Below are 21028 nucleotides of genomic sequence, written 5' to 3' on the forward strand. Positions count from 1 at the left end.
GGTAGCTTTTTTATATGTATTATTCTATTGAAATTGCATTAACCGGACAGCTTGATTCTGCATCTTTAGCTTCTTCTTCTTTTCCTTCTGGAACATCAGCTTTAGCTATTGCCTTTCCATCATCATCCATTTCAAATACATCTGGGCAGATTGATGGACATAATCCACAACCTATACATGTATCCTTATCAACACTTGCATTCATAAATATTCTCCTTTCTTTATAAGTGATTTTTAAAGAAATATCAAAAATTTAATATTTCTTTAAATTCACTTCAATTAGTATTACATTGATATTATTGCCTTATTATACGTTTATTATGTATATCCCTAATATAAGCCTTCAAATATTAATGAGTATAGATCATTATCTCTAACATATTCTTCTGCAATCCCAGCTTCTAAAGCTTCAGTTAAATCTAAATTTATTGGTAGTTCTCCAAGTAAATTTAACCCTAAATATTCTGCATGCTCTTCTGATGACTTTTTACTAAATACTTTCATTTTTGTATTGCAACCAGGGCAGCTAATATAAGCCATATTCTCAATTACCCCTCTTACCTTAACATTCATCTTGTTTGCCATAACAACAGCTTTTTTAACTATCATAGACACCATATCTTGTGGTGTTGCAACAACAACCATCTCACTTATAGGAAAACTTTGCATTATTGTTAATGTTACATCCGATGTTCCTGGAGGCATATCAATTAATAAATAATCTAATTCTCCCCAATTTGTATCAGTAAACATTTGTGTTAATACACTTGTTACTACAGGACCTCTCCATATTACCGGTTCATCCTCTATAGGAATTAAAAGATTCATTGACATTATTTTAATTCCACTTTTAGTTGAAACTGGCATATATTCAACTCCATCTTCTCCTACTTTTCTCATTTTAGCTCTTTCTTTATTTATCCCAAAAAACCTAGGCATAGATGGACCTGTTATATCTGCATCTAAAACTCCAACCTTATACCCTTTTTTTCTTAATATACTAGCTAATATTCCTGTAACCGTAGATTTACCCACTCCGCCTTTACCACTAATTACTCCTATTATATTTTTTACATCTCCGTAGTTTGGAATTACTTTTCCACAACTTTCTACCTTATTAGTCTCCTTTGAAGAACATGAATCCTTACTAGGACAACTTGAACAATCACTCATTTTTTACTCCTCCTCATACCATTCATTTGGTTTTGATATATTAGCTTCGCTAGTTACTATATTCCATTCCCTAAATTCATTTTTAGCTTTTATATAGTAATCTTCTTGTATTTTATCTTTTTTATTATCTACTGATATTTTAGACTTATATGTAGAACTATCATATCCTTTATTCTTAACTGTTAACACAACATCAAATTCACTTGCATTGTTATTTACTAATTCTATATCTGGTATTGTTTTTCTTGCTTTTTTCAAAAATGCTTCAATATCAGTTGAAAATACATACTTTAAACAATCTACATCCCCTTGAATATCTATTCCAACTTTATGAGGGGTTTCAGTAAATTCTTTTTTCTTTAAATTTAATACATTTGATATTGAATTATAATATATATATTCAAAATCTCTAGGTTTTCTAATAAATGATAAATTTTTCATTATACCCTCATCTACTCTACTAGATACCGTAAAGATGTTAGTATCATTATAAAAATTTCCTTCATGAGCTCCAACTATATAATTAAACTTTTCAACTTTATCGCCCATATTAAATTCAAAAATATAATCCGGACTTAATTCAGTTTTATTTTCACTCTCCTTAGAACTATAAAGCAATTTATACATATCTTCTATAGCCTTTGACTCTGTAACTATAAATTTGAAAGCAGGGTCACGTACACTTTGGATACTTATTTGATCTATATTTTGAGTTTGAAATTTTTCAAAGTACTCATTTTTAAAACCTAATTTTTTCTGCAAATTATCAATAGTATTACAACCTACAAAATTCAAGGAAATTAATATAGTAGCAACTACCGCCACTGCTTTTTTTGTTTTTTTCAATTATACCAGTCTCCTTTATGTAACTTAATTTCTTATAAATAATTAGGAGAAGCAATTTAGCTTCTCCTAATTACAAGTAAATTATAATACTTTAATTCTTCAATGGCAAATTTTATTCCATATACTATCTAAAGTTGTCAACTATCTCTTCAAAAACAACTTCAATACTAGGTTTAGATTTGCTATCATCATATTTAAAGTTAATCAAGATAACTTTTCCTTCAGAGTCTTCTCTAAAATAGCATTTGTTCCTGAAATTATTACTATTTTCTTTGACTTCATAATTTATTACATTCCAGGATACTCCATTGCTTTTATATTCATAATATTTTTTATTATTTATATTCTGAAATATCCTTATATCTACTTTATTTATGCTATCAAGATTATTTAGTATAGTTATATTTCCCTCAATTTTATCACTATTAAATCTAATCTCTAACTCCGTCTCATCTACATTCTCCATTCCCTCTTCTACTATCCATTCCCCAGGCAATAACACCTTGTATTCTCCTTCATTCAACTTATATTCAGAGAACTTATTAACGCCATTATTTCTCAGTGCCACTTTTTTTATATCTTCCGAGAAAAACTGTTGCATGCATACAAGAATAAACATTAGTGATAATAGTAATGATAAAATATAGATTTGCTTCTTATTCATACTAATCTGCTCATTAGGAATTATAAGTACTTCCTATATCCTATTAAATCTCATGTTATTGCATTGGCACAACAACAGTTGAGTTTTTAAAATCATAGAACATTAGCCAACATCCCATACCATTTCTATCTTTATCATCATCACTAATCCATGTTACGAAACCAGTCTTTCCTTCATATGGTTGTTCATCTTTTTCTCTCTTTCCTGGAACTCCATAAATGATATATTTAAGATTTCCTTCCTTGTCACATTTATATCCAAGCATAAATTTCCCATATTTTTTAATATACGGATAGTAATTTAACATTGGATAATATGCAACTGTATACTTATTGTAATTTGACATATTACACATTTCATATAAATCATTTACTTTCACTTTATACCATTTACAATATTTAATCTCTTGATATTTATCCCTACAATTTTCGAAGCCTCTTGCAATACCTTCAAAATACTCACCCACACTACCTCTTACTTCGAATATATCTGGAGCCTTATATTCCTTTTTTTCCTCAGTTTGAATACTTTCTTCATCATCTTCAAACTTTCCTCTTGGATCTACCTTTTCTATTGGCTCTGCTGGTTCTAACTTTGCCCCCTCAGTTTGAATACTGCCTTCATACTCTTCAAACTTTCCCCTTGGATCTACCGTTTCTATTGTTTCTACATTTCCTACTGTCTCTACCTTTTCTATTGTCTCTACCTTTTCTATTGGATCTGTAACTATTTCATTATCTCTATCACATTCATCATCATGCTTTTTGTGATCTTTATCTTTGCATTTACATTTGTCTTTATCCTTGTCTTTGTCCTTGTCTTTTTTCTTATCATATTTTTTATCCCAGTCTTTTTTAGCCATTTCAACCTTAGGTTTATGGCTTTCCTCAACGGCTTTAACAACCTTATAATTTTTCCAATTATCTGATGGCTGATCCCCATTAATAAATCCACACATTATAAATATAGGGATTCCATCTTTCATTTTAACTATTGCAGCCCCACATATTTTATCAAAGGCTACATCTAACCCTGCTATGTTATCAGCAAAGTATTCTTTTGTACATTCCCCTTTACCCCCATCTCCTACATCAATTTTACCAAGATTTATAAGTTGTTTTGAATCTCGCTTATTACAAATAAGCATAACATTATAATCATCAATATCTTTTCTTAAGTTTTGGGCATAAAACGATACCTTACATCTTTCTCCTTTTGCTTCTATCTTTGAATATCCTGATAATGTCTTATCACTAGTACTTGAATGACCTCGTTCGTCTTCTTGTAGTATTATAAAGTTTCTATACAATTTATTTATTTGTGACAAAACTTAAATTCCTCCATTTACATTAATTCAATATATTATATGCTTACTATACTAGAATATGTTAAAAAATAAACCTCTAAGGCTATCTGCTACTAAAACAGTACTCTTAGAGGTTTTTTTTATTTATATACTAGCCTAATATTAGCTATATTCAAAAATAACAAGCCAATATGCTAAAATAATTCATTTACTTTATTTGATAATTTTCCAAACTCCTGAATGCTTAACGTTTCCCCTCTTCTCTTTGGATCTATTCCAGCATTATCAAAGGCTAATTGTAAATTTTCCTTATCAAGGCCTATGCTCTTTAACCCATTCCATAAAGTTTTTCTTCTCATATTGAAAGAACTTCTTATTATATCAAAGAATAATTTTTCATTATCAAGTTGAACCTTTGGTTCTTCTAATCTATCTAATCTTATTACTATTGAATCAACCTTAGGTCTTGGTATAAATGATTCTGGTGGTACAGCTCTTACTATTGAAGTATTGCAGTAATATTGAACTAATAATGAAAGTGCTCCATAAGTTTTTGACCCTGGATCTGCATTCATTCTTTCTGCAACTTCTTTTTGAATCATTATTGTTAATGATTTAAATTTATAACCTTCTTTTAAAAGTTTAACAACTATTGGAGTTGTTACATAGTAAGGTAAATTTGCAACTAACTTAACGCTTTTTTCTTCTCCAATAATTTCGTTAAAGTCAACTTTAAGAGCATCATTATGTATTAACATAAGTTTTTGGTTATCACCAATCTCAGTTTGTAGTATAGATATTAAAGTACTATCTAATTCGATAGCTACAACTCTTTTAGCTTTTTTTAATAATTGTGTAGTTAAAGTTCCAACACCTGGTCCAATTTCTATAACCAAATCCTCTTCTGTTACTTCTGCACCTAAAACTATGTCTTCAGTTACAGTTTCATCTATCAAAAAGTTTTGACCTAAACTTTTTGTAAATCTAAAATTATATTTCTTTACAAGTTCTGCTGTTTTCATATCTTGTGTATCCATATTATTTACTCACTTCCAATTCTTTTTCTATTTTGTTTATAGCTTCTGTAAACTCTTCTTTTGTTATTCCATAATTATTTAATCTTGATAACATTTGATTTGCATTTCCATACCCTATTCCTATAATTTTTCCAAGCATCACTCTTCTCTTTCTAGAATCCTCTTTACCTGTTAATTTAAAATAGAACATATCTTGCGCCGTATAGAATTCTATTCTATCCTCTTCAGAGCTCTTTGCCCTGTTTAAAGCCTCTATTATCACTTCTGGAGTTGCATTCTCTACTCCTATGTTATTTCCCTTCATACCATCTTCTTGAGCTATATATGCATGTTTTATCCCTTTAACTCTTTTAGATATTATGCTTCTAATTTTTTCGCCTGCAAAATCAGGATCAGTGAATACAATAACACCTTTTCTTTTTTGTGCTTCTTTTATTCTGTCTATTACTTTTGCATTTATTCCAAAACCACCTACCGCTATCAATTCAGCATCTACTGCTTGTTTAACCGCAGTTATGTCATCTCGTCCTTCTACAACTATAACCTCTTTAATCAAATTCTTACTTCCTTTCAACTTTCCCCGTATTAGTTATTTTTTCAAGTTACCTTACTCTTTTAATTCATATGTCTTGTTTCTATATATTAATTTATCCTTATCTACTTATTATGTCAAACAATTTAGGTCTTTAGGCATATTTTTTTAATATATCGTATGCCCTAAAGCTTTCAGCTCCCTAACTTTTCAAATAAAAAAGGTGCTCATTTGAGCACCTTTTATTTTACCATTCACCGGGATATGCAATTATGCTAACGGCAATGCCGTATCTTCTTCCCCAGTTCATTGCTTCATCATGTGAATCTACATAAATATCTATTATATTACCTTTAATTGCTCCACCAGTATCAGAAGCTATTGCTTCACCATAACCTTCAACATATACTAGCGATCCTAGTGGTATTACCCTTGGATCAACTGCTATAGTTCCTCTACCGCCACGAGCGCTTGTTGGTGTGGTCCCTGTAGCAGTAATCCCATCGCCATAATAGGCTGTGGATTCGCAATATAGTGTATTCCCATAAGATTGTGAACCTCTACTTACACCGCTACTTACATCTATACTTGCACTTGCAAGTTCTACTTTTGTTCCAACTACAGTAATTTCTGTAACTGGAGCTGAAATAACTTTAGTTGCTTTTGCAGTTCTTAATACCTCTTTGCCATTTTTAAAAACTACTTCATAAACTACTTCTTTTTCTCCTAAAACCCCTTCTTGTCTTACCTCTTTTACACTACTATCTAATTCTGAATCAGTTTCTTCACCAGTATCATAATGTAAAACCTCTTTTGCTGTCTCTTGTTTTATATCAACTTTAACTAGTTGTATATTCATGTCTTTTTCAATTTTAGCATCTAAAGCTGGCGTTATTTCATCTAAACCTTCTTTAAATTCTATTCCTTGATTCTTTAGTTCAGCATCTTCTGCTTTAATCATATCTGCTACAGTAGCCTCTGCTGTGTCAATAGATAATTCTTTATCATTAACTGTAAGCTTAACTTCTATTGCTTTTATAACATCTATTGTATCTTTTTCGGATACGCTATTGTTTAAAGCAGGTTTTACTTTATCCTTAGGCGTAAGTTCTACCCCCTTAGATTCTAGTACATCTTTAACAGTCCCTTTATATGTGACAAACGTCTCTTTCTTTCCGTCTATGCTAATCTCAATTGTCTTTCTCTTATTTATAAATGTCACAGCTATGATACTTGCTATTGCAAGACCAATAATTATTTTTGCCTTCGGACTGTTAGAAAAATTGTTTTTCAGGTATTTTTTACATTTTTCTATCATCTACTTTACCTCCCTTGGCAAGATTGTCTTTTAACATTATATAGTAAAATATAATGTATTGTCAAACTGACAACTTCTTGCATTACTTGAACTGCTTTTCTAATACACATTGTGTATAATTAAAATTATTAAATATTAAATAAATAATAGCGAATTTTATCGCAGTTCTTTTTGAGTTATTTTAGATCAATATTCAATTGTACGTAATTGCCTTTATAAGTATATTTTACTTATATGTACTTTAATGTAAATATCTGTACTCCTATTGTACTTTATATTTTTTTATCAATCAACCTGGTAAAATTATCATTTACTGTTATATTTACTTCTTTAGAGCTGATTTCCTTTATTTGCGCAATCTGTTCTATTATATGGCTTATATAGTCTGATTTATTACGTTTTCCTCGGTTTGGCACCGGAGTCATATATGGACAATCTGTTTCTACCAGTAATTTTTCAAGTGGTATAGCTTTTACTACCTCTGCTATTTTATTAGCATTTTTAAAAGTAACTACACCTGTTATTCCTATATAATATCCAAGTTTAATACATTCTTTAGCAAACTCTACGCTCCCTGAAAAGCAATGTACTATCCCTTTAACTGAAGGAAACTCTTTCATTATTTCAAGGGTATCTCCATGAGCATCTCTATCATGAATTACCACTGGAAGATTTAATTCTTTAGCCAAATTCATTTGTGTTCTAAATACATCTTTTTGTACTTCCTTTAAAGGATTGCCATCATAGTGGTAATCTAATCCAATTTCTCCAATGGCTAGTATCTTTTTATTTTCTTTTACATATTCAATTATTTCTGATTTAACATCATTATTAAAATCATTTGCCTCACTTGGATGGATTCCTAGTGCTCCATATATAAAATCATATTTCTTAGTTAAGTTATTAGTTTTTTCAATACTCTCATAATCCGATGAACAATTTAATACAAAAGCTACACCATTTTCTTGTATTTGCTTTAAAACCTCATCTCGATCTTCATTAAACGCATCTGAATCATAATGAGCGTGTGTATCAAAAATCACATATTTATTTTCCATGTTTTTTCCTCCTATTTTTACATTAATATATTACATATTATATATTATAGACAAAAAAGGTATTAATTAAGCCTCTTAACATACCACTGGTTATTTAGTTATGTAATATTTTCTTAATTTTTTTGACACTTAAATGACATATAATTGAGTTATATTTATACTTGTAGAGTAGTTAAAACATTATTATTTACCCCTAAACATTTTAATTGTATAATCCCTAGAGCTCAATCGTCCCCCAAAATGATATAGCTCTAGGGTATTTTTTTCTAGAATTTTTTCTCTTTTAACCTTTTAAGTTCTTCTATTGATTTCTTTTTATCTATTCTTTCAAATAAAACTTCTACTTCTCCAATTAATCCTTCTTTCTTTTCTACAAAACTCCAAATTGGTTCTTCTAGTTTTAAAAATTCTGCAATCTTTTCACAAGTGAAAGGCATAAACGGATATAGTAAGTTTGTTAAATTAACTATTATTTGAATGCATGTATATATTGTTTGACAACATTGTTTCCTATTTTTCTCTATTGAAATCCAAGGTTTTTCGTCATCAAATATTTTATTTCCCTTTTTAATAAGATAAAATATATCTTCTAATGCACTTTTAAATTTACCTTCTTCAATTTTATCACCTACATCAAAATATAGATTTAAAATTTCATCTTGTAATTTCTTATTCATAGTTCCATTTGGAATTCTTGAATTTAAGTTTTTCTTTGAAAATATTAATGTTCTATTCACAAAATTACCAAAGCTCGAAAGCAAATCTGTATTTATTGTATTAATAAAATCTCTCCATGTAAAATCGGTATCGCGAACTTCTGGGGATTTTAAAGCTAAATAGTATCTAACGCTATCCGCATTATAATTTTCTACTATATAATCTGCCCATATAGCCCAATTTTTCACTGCTGAAAAACTTTTACCTTCTAGTTTCAAATATTCACTTGATATTATTCTTAAGTTTGGATTTTTTATATCTAATCCTACCAATATTGCTGGAAAAATAACTGTATGAAATGGAATATTATCTTTTCCATGAACAAAATATACTCTTGAATCTTCCCCTTGCCAATATTCTTTAAAATCTTCTTCTTTTTCTTGAAGACATTCCATGCTAGCAGTTAAGTATCCCATAACAGCTTCAATCCAAACGAATATTTTTTTATCTTCATATCCTTCTAAAGGGACATCAACGCCCCAATTTAAATCTCTAGTTACAGCTCTGTCTCTAAGTCCTTCATCCAAATATCTATTTACTATTTTTTGAGCATTATCTCTCCAACCTTGTTGCTCTATTGCTAATCTTTTAACATCCTTTTCAAATTTAGATAAAGTGAAAAATAAATGATTTGTTTCTTTATCTTTAGGTTCTGATTTGCAAGTTTTGCATTTCTTCTCGAGTAATTCATCAGCTTCTATAATTTCAGAACAGATTTCGCATTGATCTCCAGTTGCATATCCTCCGCAACGTGGACATTTACCTTCTATATATCTATCTAATAAAAATTCATTACAAGTTTCACAATAAGTTTGCTTTACTTTCTTCTCGTAAATATATTCTTTATTATATAACTCTAAGATAAACTCACTAACTCTATCCTTATGATACTTGGAACTTGTTTTAGCAAAAATATCAAAAGAAAATCCTAAAGATTTAAAGCACTTTTCAAATTCATTGTGATACTTTATAGTTGCTTCTAAAGGTGTTATCCCATCTTCCTTTGCCTTCATTGTTACAGGAGTTCCATGACAATCTGTTCCTGATAAGAAAATTACTTCATCTCCCATAAGTCTATGATATCTTGCTATTATGTCCCCTGGTAATAAAACCGCTATTCTTCCTAAATGCAAAGGCCCATTTGCATAAGGCCAAGCATTACCAACTATAATCTTCATATATATAGCCCCCCTAATTTTCAATTGTTAATTCATACTAAATAATTGATTATGGATAAAAACTCCATCAATTTGATGGAGTTTTTATCCTTATTGTTATTATCTTACTTGGCTTCCTGTTGGTAATTTACCAGGGTTTATAACTTGTAATAAACTATCATCATCTGTAGCTGCTGCTAAGATCATTCCTTGTGATAATTCACCTCTTAGTGTAACTGGTTTTAAGTTAGCAACTAAAACTACATATTTACCAACTAAATCTTCTGGCTTGTAGTATTGCGCTATTCCTGAAACTACCTGTCTTTCTTCACCATTTATATCTACTTTAAGCTTAAATAATTTCTTAGCTTTCTTCATTGGTTCACAAGCTATTACTTTTACTACTCTTAAATCTATTTTATCAAAATCATCTATTGTAATTTCTTCTTTTATAGGTATTATTTCTACCTTTTCATTTTTTTCATTTTTCTTGTTTTCTGCAAGTTGTGCTTCTCTAATTTCTTCTAATTCCTTAAGCTTTGCATCAACATCTATTCTTGGGAATAAGCTTTCGCCCTTTTTAACAGCAGTTCCTGGAGCTGTTCCATCAAACCCTGCTAAAGAATCCCAATCAATAGCTTTTACTGCTAATTGAACATTTATCTTTTCGCTTGTTTCTGGTAAAAATGACGATAACATTACTGAAGCAAATCGTAAACTTTCAGCTAAGTTATATAACACAGTTCCAAGTCTATCTTTCTTTTCTTCATCTTTCGCTAGTATCCAAGGAGTTGTTTCATCAATATACTTGTTAGCTCTTCCTATAAGTTCAAATATACTTTCTAAAGCGTCAGGAATTCTTAATTCATCTATAGCCTTTGAAACTTTCTTTGGTGCTTCTAAAGCCAAGTTTATTAACTCATTATCAAAGTCACCTTTTTCTATTGGTGCTGGTATTACTCCATCAAAGTATTTTTCAATCATTGCGACTGTTCTTGATAAAAGGTTACCTAAATCGTTACAAAGATCTGAGTTTATTTTCTTTATAAATATCTCATTGTTGAATAATCCATCTGAACCAAATGGTATTTCTCTTAATAAGTAATATCTTACTGCATCAACACCAAATTTATTTATTAAAACAACTGGATCAACTACATTACCTTTTGATTTTGACATTTTACCACCATCAACAAGTAACCATCCATGTCCAAATACTTGCTTTGGTAATGGTAATTCTAAAGCCATTAACATTATCGGCCAATAAATAGTATGGAATCTTAAGATATCCTTACCTATTAAATGTACATCCGCGGGCCAATATTTTTCATAGAATTCTTGATTTTCACTGCCATATCCTAAAGCAGTTATATAATTTGAAAGTGCATCTATCCAAACATAAACAACATGACCTTTGTCAAATGTTACAGGAACTCCCCAGTCAAAGCTAGTTCTTGAAACGCAAAGATCTTGAAGCCCTGGTTTTAAGAAGTTATTAACCATTTCATTTTTTCTTGATTCTGGTTGAATAAATTCTGGGTTTGCTTCTATATATTCCATTAATCTATCTGCATAGTTACTCATCTTGAAAAAATAAGCTTCTTCTTTTGATTTTTCTACTGCTCTATTGCAATCAGGGCAGTTACCATTTACTAATTGAGTTTCTGTCCAAAAAGATTCACATGGAGTACAGTATAATCCTTCATATGAAGATTTGTATATATCTCCCTTGTCATGTAATTTTTTGAATATATCTTGAACAGCCTTTATATGACACTCATCTGTTGTTCTTATAAACTTATCATAGCTAATATTCATCATGCTCCAAAGATCTTTAATTCCAGCAACTACTTCGTTAGTATGTTCTATTGGCGTAATTCCTTTTTCTTCTGCTATTCTTTGGATTTTTTGACCATGCTCATCAGTTCCTGTTAAAAACATTACATCATATCCTGTCAATCTTTTAAATCTTGAAATAGCATCTGCTGCTACGGTTGTATATGTATTACCTATATGAAGTTTTGTTGATGGATAATAAATAGGTGTAGTTATATAATATGGTTTTTTACACATTATTTTTTTCCTCCCTTAGTTTAACTATATTTAATAAAAAAAGCCCCTATATAGGTTTTTATACCCATATAGAGACGTATTATACGTGTTACCACTCTACTTTATATTTATTTCACAATAAATATCTTATCAGGTGAATTATCACCATGCAATATAACGGTTGTTACCGTATCCTTCTAACTTTGATTCATAGTTCAAAGGATATGCTCGGAGACCATCTTCATGAAGCTTATCGACGCTAGCTTTCACCATTTCTAGCTCTCTTTTGACTTTCTCCTTCATTACTCTTCTCTTCAATGCTTTTATTATTTTAATATAATGATATTATATAATAAAATTACTGTCAAATTTTTTTAATATAATTTTCAATTTTTATTTATTCCTTATCATTTTAACTTTTCTTTCAGCTTCCTTAAACAATTACAATTCCTATCTTCATACTAATTCTTATCTTTGTAATTAGTATCCCCAATAATATATGTTATAATAGATGTTATAATAGATGTTATAATAGATATATATCATTGGGAGTGATTTGTTATGAGTGACTTTAAGTTACCGCGAATAGGTTTAAGAAATATAAAAACAGCCATTTCTGTATGTATATGCTTAATTCTTTTTTCAAAAGACCCTTTTTTTGCTGCAATAGCATCTATAATGTGTATGCAGGATACAGTTGAACATTCACTAAAAATAGCAACAAATAGGGTAGTAGGAACATTATTAGGTGGTCTACTTGGGCTTATATTTCTTTATTTAACTAGATGGCTACAGGCGGAAACCTTCACTCCATATATTACAAGTATAGGAGTTGTTATTGCTATTTATTTATGTAATCTACTAAAGAGACCAGCAGCTTCTGCAATGTCATCTTTAGTATTAATAGCTATTATGATAGCACCTGCAACTAGTAACCCTTTTATTTACGCATCTAAAAGAACAATAGAAACAATATTTGGAATCACGGTTTCAATTCTAGTAAATAAATATATCAAACCCCCAAAAGAACAAGATTAAATATTACAATTAGTACATTTTATTCATCAGGAGGCTTTACTATTGATAAATTCTAAAGAAATTTCAAAACTTACCTTTCCTAAAGTAGGACTTAGAACTATAAAATCTGCAATTTCAGTATTCTTATGTTTAGTTATATTCCCAGAGATCCCTTTCTTTGCTTGTTTAACTGCTGTTATATGTCTACAAGACACCGTAGCTAATTCAGTTAAAACTGGTATTCATAGAGGCGGCGGAACTATACTTGGTGGTTTTATAGGTGTTATTTTCCTGCTATTTTGCAGACTTATAAGCTCTACCGTTCCTACTACTATGCTATCCAAGCTATTAATTTATATAATAATTTCCCTTGGAATAATAGTAGTTATATATTGCTGTAATTTACTAAATCAACCAGGTGCTATAAACGTATCATGTATTGTATTTTTAGCAGTAACAACTGCTCATGCTTACGAAGAACCAGTTTACTATGCAGTAGATAGGATTGTTCAAACGCTGTTTGGAATTCTTATTTCAATATTAGTAAATAAATATATTACTCCCCCAAAAGAAAAGACTAATTAACTTATAAAAAGAAGTTATCCTATAATTTTAGGATAACTTCTTTTTTATTTATATATTTCTTGTTTCTTCTTTTAATAAATTAACTTCTTCTTTGTTTAAAAATGGACTTAATTTATTAAATACTGTTTCATGATAATTATTTAACCATTCTTTTTCTTCAACTGATAACATTTTTACTACTACTCCATTTAAATCTATAGGACAATATGATATTGTTTGGAATTTATAAAATTCTCCAAATTCTTCACTTATTATATCTTTAACTACTAGCAATGTATTTTCTATCCTTATACCATGTTTGCCTTCTTTATATACTCCTGGTTCATTTGTTATTATCATTCCAGGTTCTAACACTGTTGTGTTTCCTTCTTGTCTAAACCCCTGTGGCCCTTCATGAACATTTAGAAAATAACCTACACCATGACCTGTTCCACATTTATAATCCATTCCATATTGCCACAATGGTCTTCTTGCTAATATATCTAAATTCATCCCAGTTGTACCTTTTAAGAATTTAACTGTTGATAAAGCAATATGTCCTTTTAAAACAAGGGTGAAATCTCTTTTTTCTTCTTCTGTTAAATTTCCAAGTACAAAAGTTCTTGTTATATCAGTTGTTCCATCATAATATTGACCACCAGAATCAACTAGTAGCATCCCTTCTGGTTTTAGCTTATAATCACTTTCTTCTGTTGCAGAGTAATGCATCATGGCTGCGTGCTCTTTATAACCTGCTATTGTCCCAAAACTTGCCCCTTTAAAGTTTTGCCCCTCTGCTCTAAACCCAAGAAGCTCATCACTTGCTGACATTTCAGAAACTTCTTCTTTACCTACATTTTCTTTAAGCCATTTAATAAACTTCACCATAGCAACGCCATCTCTAACTTGGCTGTTTTCTGTATTTGCTATTTCAACCTGATTTTTTATAGCTTTTAATGTAGTTGTTATATTTAATTTTTCTATTATTTTAACTTCTTTATTTATAAGCGAATATAACTTTGCATTTACCTTTTGTGGGTCTATACATACAGATTCCTTTATATTTTCAACTGCATTTTCTATATTTTTATAATCAGAAACTTCTATACCTTCATTATTAAGTATTTTTAATGTTTCATCATCCACTTTGTCCATATCAATATATAGCGTAGCCTTTTCATCTGTAATTAAAGCATACGTAAGCGCTACAGGATTAAAACTAATATCATTTCCTCTAATATTAAATAACCATGCAATATCATCTAATGAAGTTATAATATAATTCTTTACTTCATCTTTAGTCATTTCACATCTTACTTCATTTATCTTTTCACTTGAGCTTTTACCTGCAAATTTAACTTCATGAGTAAATATCTCTTCCTTAGATAACGTTGGTCTATTATCCCAACACTCTTCTAATAAATCCTTGCTAATTTCTATTTTGAAGTTGTTTTCTTCTGATATTTTCAATAAATCTTTATATTGATTAGCTGAAATTACTCTTCCATCAAAACCTAGAACCTCACCTGATTTTATATTTTCATTCACCCACTGATCAAGTGTTAAAACTCCAGGAATTCTCATTTTCATTAAATCTATTCCACTATCTTTTAATTCATTATTAGCTTGAATAAAATATCTTCCATCTGTCCATAACCTTGCTGTTTCTTTTGAAACTAATAATGTTCCAGCTGAACCTGTAAACCCAGATATATGAGCCCTTCCCTTATAATAATCCGCGACATACTCACTTTGATGTGGATCACTACTTGGTATTATGTAATGATTTATCTTGTTTTTATCCATTGTTTCTCTTAATTTTATAATATTATTCATTATCTATTCTCCTTATTTTTAATAATTTGATGATTATATTTTACCACATTAATTGTTTATTCTAAATTTACTTTATTTTCTGAATATTGTATTGATAAATTTTATATTTTTCTATATAATCTTAATTATGGGTAATAAAGGAGGGTGTTAGTGTGATTAATTTATCAAAATTTACTAATTTTTTAGTAAAAGCAAAACAGAACACTTATTGTTCTGGAGGAAAAAAAGAAAAATCCTCAAGGCCAAATTCTAATGATTATGCTTTTAAAATGTATGATTATTATTATTTAGATAGTTATCTTGGTAATAAAGAGTTTATTGGTGAAGAAATTATTTGGCAAAATGAAAAGGTTTTTTGGGGCATGAATTATAATGGCAGGCTTCTAGTTGAAGATTCCCCTCATGGGTTCTCTAGATTTTTAAAAGAAGCACTTCAAAACGTTAATGAAGATTCACCATTTAGAGGTCCAGAGAAATTTGAAAAAGATAATTTCACATATGAATGTAAATGGAATGGTGATATAAAATTCTTTAACGGCAACGAAACTGTTAAACATAATGGTCAAGAAGTATTTAAATTGAATTTTCATGGAGGTCTTTTGAAATAAATTTTTTTAACTACCTAAAAGACACTGAAATTAAACTTCAGTGTCTTTTAGGTAAATTCTATTAAAAATATTATTTAGACTTTTACCTTAGGCCTAGAACTTCTTATAATCCTATTTATACAACATCACTCTATTTTTTCAACATAAATTTTTCTATCTCATCCACTGTCTTAATCATCTTTACTGTTAGATTTTCTCTTCCATCTTCTGTTATTAAAATATCATCTTCTATTCTTATCCCAATTCCCTCTTCTTCTATATAAATCCCAGGCTCAACTGTATAAATCATTCCTGCCACAAAATTTGTATCTCTATTTGGCATATCCGTATCATGTGTATCCATCCCTAAACTATGTCCTATACTATGATAATAATATTTAGAAACATCTTCTTTATTTGTAATTAATCCAAGGCTAATACATTCTTTTGCTATCCATTCTTTTGCTTGTTTGTTTAACTCTAAAAAGTTAATACCAGGTTTCATAGCCTTAATTACTTTTTCATTAACTCTTAAAACAGCATTATAAACATCTTTTTGTCGATCCGTAAACTTCCCGTTTATAGGGAATGTTCTTGATATATCCCCATTATAATAATTGAACTGTGCTCCTAAATCAAACAAAATTAAATCTCCATTTTTCATTTCCGAATTATTATCTACATAATGAAGAATTGTTGCATTTTTTCCTGCAGCCGCTATTGTTTTAAAAGCAAAATCCTTTACTCCACGGCTTTTACATAAAAAATCAAAATATGCTTCTAACTCACATTCTTTCATTCCTACCTCTGATTTTTTCATTAGAAGTTCTACCCCATCTATAGTAATATCGATAGCCTTTTTAATTTCTTCTACCTCTTCTTTGGTCTTAACTAATCTAAGTTCTCCAATTATTTTAAAAATATTTTTAAAGCACACTTGAGGATATTTATTTTTTATATCTTTAGCAAAATTTTCAGATAAAGTTTCTTTACCTTCATAACTATTCTTTTCTAAATCTAAATATATATTTAAATCCTCAACTGATGAAATTAGCTTATTTATAAAAGAATTAAAATTACATAAGTAATCTATGTTATCTACCCCTGATATATCTAAAGCCTCTTTCTCTCTTAATCTTTTACCTTCCCATTTTTCTCTTATTGGATCTACTTCGTTAATAAATAATCTTGTTTTAATCTCTCCATTCATTTTGCTCATTAATAGAATATGATTTTCTTCATTCACTCCAGTTAAGTAATAAAAGTTTCTATTTGGTGTAAATGGATATTTTTCATCTGCCGTTTTCTTCGGTGCATTACCTGCAAACAATATTACTATTGAGTTATCCTTAATTCTATTTAATGAATTACTCCTATTTACCACATAAAACTCTTTCTTCAACACCTTCACATCCTTAAATAATTATGACTATGTAAAAAATAACTAGTCACTATACTAGTTTATTTTTCATCATGGTTATTCCATTGCTAACAACCTAACACTTACTACATTATCTACTGCTCTCAATTTTATTAATAGACCTTTTATTTCTCCATCAATACGAGAGACATCTAATGTTATTGTCACATTAGCTGCCATGTTAATTGGAATATCTTGATTTATCGTTATTACATTTCCTTTATTATACGCTATACAATCTAACACTTTTGATAGTGTTCCCGCTTCATGTGATAGTAATACTACTAAAGTTATTTTTTTGCTATATATTGTTTCATTCATTGGAAATATATAATCTTTGTATTTATAATATGTACTTCTACTTATACCTTCTTTCTTTACAGCCTCAATAACATCCTTTGTACTTCCATTAAATAAACTTTCTTTAACACTTAAAACTTTTTTAAAAATTTCTGGCAATACCTTTTCACTAATTATATAGTATTTACCCCTGTCCATAGTTTGCCCACCTCATCTTATTTTGTTTAAAACTTCTCATTTCTTTGCAGATATCTTCTTATACATAATTATATATCTTGTTCAATAAAAAGAATACGATAAAATTTATAATTTTATCGTATTCTAATTTCACTGGTGGAGCCGAAAGAAAATAACTAGTCAAATACCCCAGAATTCGACTAGTTATTTTTTTAAAATCACCTTAGTATAAAGCTATTTATTTTTTTTATGTTTATTACTTAAAGAAACCACCCCTGCAACTACTATAGCAATTACAGATCCTAATGAAAAATATAAAGGAATATTATTTTTAAACATGCCTACAAACACACCAATTCCTGCTCCATATGCTAAATATACTGCTAACTTTTTAATTTCATCATCTGATAAATACATCATATTATTATCCCACTCCATCCAAACAATCCTCCAACTAGATTTTATGCTATTATTATAATTCATAATTTTCTCAAAACTATTACTAAATAGTTACTATTTAGATTTAATAATAATAATTTTCCCCTTATAAATTACTCTCTCAATATATTAGACGTATTAACTATAGAAATAGTTTCCTATTAAAAAAATATTTCTTAAATATTTTTTTAACAATTAAATATCTACCTAATAATTTAAAAGACTTTCTAAAAGAAAAGTAAGTTAACCATAAATATTGCAGCTATTATTGCTGTAATCTCTGCAAATAAAGCTGCCCAAAGTGTATGTCTTATTTTTTTTATTTTAACAGCTCCAAAATACACAGTTATTGTATAAAATATAGTTTCTGTAGTCCCCATAATTACAGATGCTATAAGCCCAATACTAGTGTCTGCTCCATATGTTTTAAGTATATCTGTTAAAATCCCTATTGCTCCACTTCCCGATAATGGTTTTATTAAAACTAAAGGTATTACTTCTTTTGGTAATCCTATTAATCCACCTATTGGTGATATAAAATTGTTTAACATCTCTAAAAGATTTGCTTCTCTAAAAATATTCACAGCTACTATCATAGCTAAGAGATATGGGAATATGTTTAAACAAACTTTCAACCCGTCTTTTGCACCTTCAATAAACCATTCATATACCTTTCTTCCTTTAAACATTCCGTAAGTTATTATTGCTAAAACTATTATAGGTATAATGCTTTTAGTTATATAATTAAACATAAATTCTCTACCTCCCCTTTTTTAGAAATATTTCTGAAGTATTTTACAGCTAATAACTCCAACTACTGCAGCTATTGTGCTAGCTACTATTGCAGGAAGTAGAATTATTCCAGGATTAGTTGATCCTGTCGCTGCTCTAATTGATATAATAGTTGTTGGAACTAGCTGTATGCAGGCTGCATTTAAAACTAGAAACAAAGCCATATCATTAGATGCTTTTTCCTTATCTTTATTTAACCTATCCATTTCTTGCATTGCTTTAATTCCAAAAGGTGTTGCTGCATTTCCAAGCCCAAGCATATTTGCAGTTATATTCATAACTATTGCACCTAACGCCTTTTCATCCTTAGCCGCATCCTTAAATATAAGCTTTAAAACAGGTCTTAAAAACTTCGACAGTTTCTTAGTAAGTCCACTTTTTTCTGCAACTTTCATCACGCCACACCAAAAACACATAAGCCCTACAAGTCCAATCATAAACTGAACAGTAGAATCTACTGATCCAACTATAGCCTTTGATAACCCATCACCATTACCTGTAATAAGTCCCACTAAAAGCCCTAAAAATATCATAATAAACCAAATATAATTAATCACGTAATATGCCTCCTAAAAAAAATTCTTTTACAAATATATGCCTTGCATCTAACCTTTATTAGTGATAGGATAAAGTTATATATAAAACATTATTTAAAGCTGTAAAGGAGGTCTATTTTATGAATGAATCAAACCTTAAATTAGCTCAACAAGATATAGATGACGCACTACAAACCGTTGCTGATATGGAAAAAATAATTGATGCTAATGAAGTTTCTAAAGAAATTTTAAAAGAGAAATTCATCTCCTTAACCGATAAGGTTCAAGAGTTAGAAGATATTCTTAAAACTGAAGGAATATTATAATCTCTTCCAATATAAAAACGGCCCAAGCAATCAATTAAAATTGATTGCTTGGGCCGTTTATATTTAGGGATATTTAAAAAATAACTAGTCATCTTTTATGGATTATTTACAACTTTCTCTTTCAATTAAGCTATAATCTAACACATATTGTGATTTTTCTTTTGTTTCATCTTGCTCAGATTGCTTTTTGCTTAACATCTTTATAAGCATTCTCATTGCAACTGATCCCATATCGTAACTTGGTTGGTTTATTGTTGTTAATTTTGGATAGAAAACTGAAGCAAATGCATTATTATTAAACCCTATAACACTTACATCCTCTGGAACGTTTATTCCTCTATCTCTAAATGCATTAATAACACCCATAGCAATTTCATCTGAAGCACATACTACTGCCTCACAACGCTTATTAAGGGATTCAAATTTCTCAACTGCATCATATCCAGATTTAACTTTTAGATCCTTTAAAAATACTAAATCCTCATCTATTAGTAAATTCGAATCATTCATTGCATTTTCATAGCCTATGTATCTATCACTCCATGCGTTCATATTATCTTTTGTAACTCCAACAAAAGCAATTTTCTTTAATCCCTTATTTATAAGGTGCTTTGTTGCGTCGTATGTAGCTTTTATATTATCTATAGTAACGCTTGGTAAACTTTCTTCTTTATCCTTTGTTTCTACTAGGATTGTTCTTAAACTTAATTCATTTATTAAACTTAAAATTTCTCCTTCTAATGATGAACTCATATAAATAACACCATCAACCATTTTTTCACTAAGTACTCTTAAGTATTCTTTTTCTTTTTCTGAATCAAAGTCTGAGTTACATAATATTACGTTGTAGTCGTATATATTAGAAACATCTTCAGCTCCTCTTACTATTTCAGGATAAAATCCACTTGATATATCCGGAACTAGTATTCCTATAGTTTTTGTTCTTTGTGTTTTTAAACTTCTTGCTACAATATTAGGTCTATATCCTAATTTTTTTATAGCTTCTAAAACTCTTTTCTTAGTATCTTCGTTTACAACATCGATATCGTTTAATACTCTTGATACCGTAGCTATGGAAACATTCGCTTCTCTAGCGACATCTTTAATAGAAGTAGCCATACCATCATCACTCCATTTTTAAATATTCTTATATATATTATACCTATTCTCACTAT

General features: G+C 29.4%; 22 protein-coding genes and 1 other annotated feature. Of the genes, 4 read left to right on the forward strand and 18 right to left on the reverse strand.

Annotation, left to right across the window (positions count from 1 at the left end; all coding sequences use genetic code 11):
- Positions 1-19: 19 nt before the first annotated feature.
- The 11 genes from J1C67_RS05490 to metG (J1C67_RS05540) form a co-directional block, all read right to left on the reverse strand.
- Positions 20-205 carry a ferredoxin gene (locus tag J1C67_RS05490; RefSeq protein WP_089969872.1) on the reverse strand — a complete coding sequence of 62 codons (186 nt, stop codon included), beginning with the start codon at positions 203-205 and terminating at the stop codon, positions 20-22.
- 125 nt (positions 206-330) lie between these two features.
- Positions 331-1173 (reverse strand): Mrp/NBP35 family ATP-binding protein, encoded by an 843-nt coding sequence (locus J1C67_RS05495; RefSeq protein WP_089969869.1) that lies wholly within the window; start codon positions 1171-1173, stop codon positions 331-333.
- Positions 1174-1176: 3 nt separating this feature from the next.
- Positions 1177-2019: a YhfM domain-containing protein gene (locus J1C67_RS05500; RefSeq protein WP_089969867.1), complete on the reverse strand. Its 843-nt coding sequence runs from the start codon at positions 2017-2019 to the stop codon at positions 1177-1179.
- Between the two features lie 124 nt (positions 2020-2143).
- Entirely contained in the window at positions 2144-2683 is a 540-nt protein-coding gene (locus J1C67_RS05505) for a hypothetical protein (RefSeq protein WP_089969864.1), read from the reverse strand.
- 55 nt (positions 2684-2738) lie between these two features.
- A complete protein-coding gene (locus J1C67_RS05510) occupies positions 2739-4010 on the reverse strand; it encodes a hypothetical protein (RefSeq protein WP_167867027.1) in 1272 nt (423 codons plus the stop codon).
- 173 nt (positions 4011-4183) lie between these two features.
- On the reverse strand, positions 4184-5026 hold the full coding sequence (gene rsmA, locus J1C67_RS05515; RefSeq protein WP_089969861.1) for a 16S rRNA (adenine(1518)-N(6)/adenine(1519)-N(6))-dimethyltransferase RsmA: 843 nt from the start codon (positions 5024-5026) through the stop codon (positions 4184-4186).
- Between the two features lies 1 nt (position 5027).
- A complete protein-coding gene (gene rnmV, locus J1C67_RS05520) occupies positions 5028-5582 on the reverse strand; it encodes a ribonuclease M5 (RefSeq protein ID WP_167867026.1) in 555 nt (184 codons plus the stop codon).
- A 223-nt stretch (positions 5583-5805) separates the two neighbouring features.
- Positions 5806-6876, reverse strand: a complete 1071-nt coding sequence (locus J1C67_RS05525; RefSeq protein ID WP_089969854.1) for a resuscitation-promoting factor — start codon at positions 6874-6876, stop codon at positions 5806-5808.
- A 272-nt stretch (positions 6877-7148) separates the two neighbouring features.
- Positions 7149-7934, reverse strand: a complete 786-nt coding sequence (locus J1C67_RS05530) for a TatD family hydrolase (protein ID WP_089969851.1) — start codon at positions 7932-7934, stop codon at positions 7149-7151.
- Between the two features lie 266 nt (positions 7935-8200).
- Entirely contained in the window at positions 8201-9829 is a 1629-nt protein-coding gene (gene metG / locus J1C67_RS05535; protein WP_089969849.1) for a methionine--tRNA ligase, read from the reverse strand.
- A gap of 99 nt (positions 9830-9928) precedes the next feature.
- On the reverse strand, positions 9929-11881 hold the full coding sequence (gene metG / locus J1C67_RS05540; RefSeq protein WP_089969846.1) for a methionine--tRNA ligase: 1953 nt from the start codon (positions 11879-11881) through the stop codon (positions 9929-9931).
- 67 nt (positions 11882-11948) lie between these two features.
- Positions 11949-12187 (reverse strand) — a binding site (T-box leader).
- Positions 12188-12421: 234 nt separating this feature from the next.
- On the opposite strand from metG (J1C67_RS05540), the gene J1C67_RS05545 reads away from it, so the two are divergent.
- Both J1C67_RS05545 and J1C67_RS05550 read left to right on the forward strand, forming a co-directional pair.
- Positions 12422-12898 (forward strand): FUSC family protein, encoded by a 477-nt coding sequence (locus J1C67_RS05545; RefSeq protein ID WP_089969842.1) that lies wholly within the window; start codon positions 12422-12424, stop codon positions 12896-12898.
- Between the two features lie 42 nt (positions 12899-12940).
- On the forward strand, positions 12941-13462 hold the full coding sequence (locus J1C67_RS05550) for an FUSC family protein (RefSeq protein ID WP_207713933.1): 522 nt from the start codon (positions 12941-12943) through the stop codon (positions 13460-13462).
- Positions 13463-13510: 48 nt separating this feature from the next.
- On the opposite strand, the gene J1C67_RS05555 is transcribed toward J1C67_RS05550, so the two are convergent.
- Complete coding sequence (locus J1C67_RS05555) at positions 13511-15277, reverse strand: aminopeptidase P family protein (RefSeq protein WP_167867025.1); 1767 nt, start codon at positions 15275-15277, stop codon at positions 13511-13513.
- 152 nt (positions 15278-15429) lie between these two features.
- Between J1C67_RS05555 and J1C67_RS05560 the strand changes: the two genes are divergently transcribed.
- Positions 15430-15885 (forward strand): DUF5680 domain-containing protein, encoded by a 456-nt coding sequence (locus tag J1C67_RS05560; protein WP_089969835.1) that lies wholly within the window; start codon positions 15430-15432, stop codon positions 15883-15885.
- Between the two features lie 130 nt (positions 15886-16015).
- On the opposite strand, the gene J1C67_RS05565 is transcribed toward J1C67_RS05560, so the two are convergent.
- The 5 genes from J1C67_RS05565 to J1C67_RS05585 all read right to left on the reverse strand — a co-directional run bounded on the left by J1C67_RS05565 (position 16016) and on the right by J1C67_RS05585 (position 19548).
- Positions 16016-17266 carry an aminopeptidase P family protein gene (locus J1C67_RS05565; RefSeq protein WP_167867024.1) on the reverse strand — a complete coding sequence of 417 codons (1251 nt, stop codon included), beginning with the start codon at positions 17264-17266 and terminating at the stop codon, positions 16016-16018.
- Between the two features lie 75 nt (positions 17267-17341).
- The gene (locus tag J1C67_RS05570; protein WP_089969828.1) at positions 17342-17782 is read right to left on the reverse strand and encodes an ACT domain-containing protein; all 441 of its coding nucleotides are present in this window, start codon (positions 17780-17782) and stop codon (positions 17342-17344) included.
- Between the two features lie 213 nt (positions 17783-17995).
- Complete coding sequence (locus J1C67_RS05575; RefSeq protein WP_089969825.1) at positions 17996-18199, reverse strand: hypothetical protein; 204 nt, start codon at positions 18197-18199, stop codon at positions 17996-17998.
- Between the two features lie 227 nt (positions 18200-18426).
- A complete protein-coding gene (locus tag J1C67_RS05580; RefSeq protein WP_089969823.1) occupies positions 18427-18951 on the reverse strand; it encodes a spore maturation protein in 525 nt (174 codons plus the stop codon).
- Between the two features lie 21 nt (positions 18952-18972).
- Positions 18973-19548 carry a nucleoside recognition domain-containing protein gene (locus J1C67_RS05585; protein WP_089969820.1) on the reverse strand — a complete coding sequence of 192 codons (576 nt, stop codon included), beginning with the start codon at positions 19546-19548 and terminating at the stop codon, positions 18973-18975.
- 119 nt (positions 19549-19667) lie between these two features.
- On the opposite strand from J1C67_RS05585, the gene J1C67_RS05590 reads away from it, so the two are divergent.
- Positions 19668-19853 (forward strand): hypothetical protein, encoded by a 186-nt coding sequence (locus J1C67_RS05590; RefSeq protein WP_089969817.1) that lies wholly within the window; start codon positions 19668-19670, stop codon positions 19851-19853.
- A 102-nt stretch (positions 19854-19955) separates the two neighbouring features.
- Here J1C67_RS05590 and J1C67_RS05595 read toward each other — a convergent pair whose 3' ends face one another.
- Positions 19956-20972, reverse strand: a complete 1017-nt coding sequence (locus J1C67_RS05595; RefSeq protein ID WP_167867023.1) for a LacI family DNA-binding transcriptional regulator — start codon at positions 20970-20972, stop codon at positions 19956-19958.
- Between the last annotated feature and the right edge of the window lie 56 nt (positions 20973-21028).

It is taken from the genome of Clostridium gasigenes (genome assembly GCF_017348895.1).
GTDB classification, from domain to species: domain Bacteria; phylum Bacillota; class Clostridia; order Clostridiales; family Clostridiaceae; genus Clostridium; species Clostridium gasigenes.

Bases quoted from the DNA above. Each gene is read 5' to 3' on its own strand.
- J1C67_RS05490 (WP_089969872.1), bottom strand. From the start codon at position 205: ATGAATGCAAGTGTTGATAAGGATACATGTATAGGTTGTGGATTATGT.
- J1C67_RS05495 (WP_089969869.1), bottom strand. From the start codon at position 1,173: ATGAGTGATTGTTCAAGTTGTCCTAGTAAGGATTCATGTTCTTCAAAG.
- J1C67_RS05505 (WP_089969864.1), bottom strand. From the start codon at position 2,683: ATGAATAAGAAGCAAATCTATATTTTATCATTACTATTATCACTAATG.
- rsmA (WP_089969861.1), bottom strand. From the start codon at position 5,026: ATGGATACACAAGATATGAAAACAGCAGAACTTGTAAAGAAATATAAT.
- J1C67_RS05525 (WP_089969854.1), bottom strand. From the start codon at position 6,876: ATGATAGAAAAATGTAAAAAATACCTGAAAAACAATTTTTCTAACAGT.
- J1C67_RS05530 (WP_089969851.1), bottom strand. From the start codon at position 7,934: ATGGAAAATAAATATGTGATTTTTGATACACACGCTCATTATGATTCA.
- metG (WP_089969849.1), bottom strand. From the start codon at position 9,829: ATGAAGATTATAGTTGGTAATGCTTGGCCTTATGCAAATGGGCCTTTG.
- metG (WP_089969846.1), bottom strand. From the start codon at position 11,881: ATGTGTAAAAAACCATATTATATAACTACACCTATTTATTATCCATCA.
- J1C67_RS05545 (WP_089969842.1), top strand. From the start codon at position 12,422: ATGAGTGACTTTAAGTTACCGCGAATAGGTTTAAGAAATATAAAAACA.
- J1C67_RS05555 (WP_167867025.1), bottom strand. From the start codon at position 15,277: ATGAATAATATTATAAAATTAAGAGAAACAATGGATAAAAACAAGATA.
- J1C67_RS05570 (WP_089969828.1), bottom strand. From the start codon at position 17,782: ATGGACAGGGGTAAATACTATATAATTAGTGAAAAGGTATTGCCAGAA.
- J1C67_RS05575 (WP_089969825.1), bottom strand. From the start codon at position 18,199: ATGGAGTGGGATAATAATATGATGTATTTATCAGATGATGAAATTAAA.
- J1C67_RS05580 (WP_089969823.1), bottom strand. From the start codon at position 18,951: ATGTTTAATTATATAACTAAAAGCATTATACCTATAATAGTTTTAGCA.
- J1C67_RS05590 (WP_089969817.1), top strand. From the start codon at position 19,668: ATGAATGAATCAAACCTTAAATTAGCTCAACAAGATATAGATGACGCA.
- J1C67_RS05595 (WP_167867023.1), bottom strand. From the start codon at position 20,972: ATGGCTACTTCTATTAAAGATGTCGCTAGAGAAGCGAATGTTTCCATA.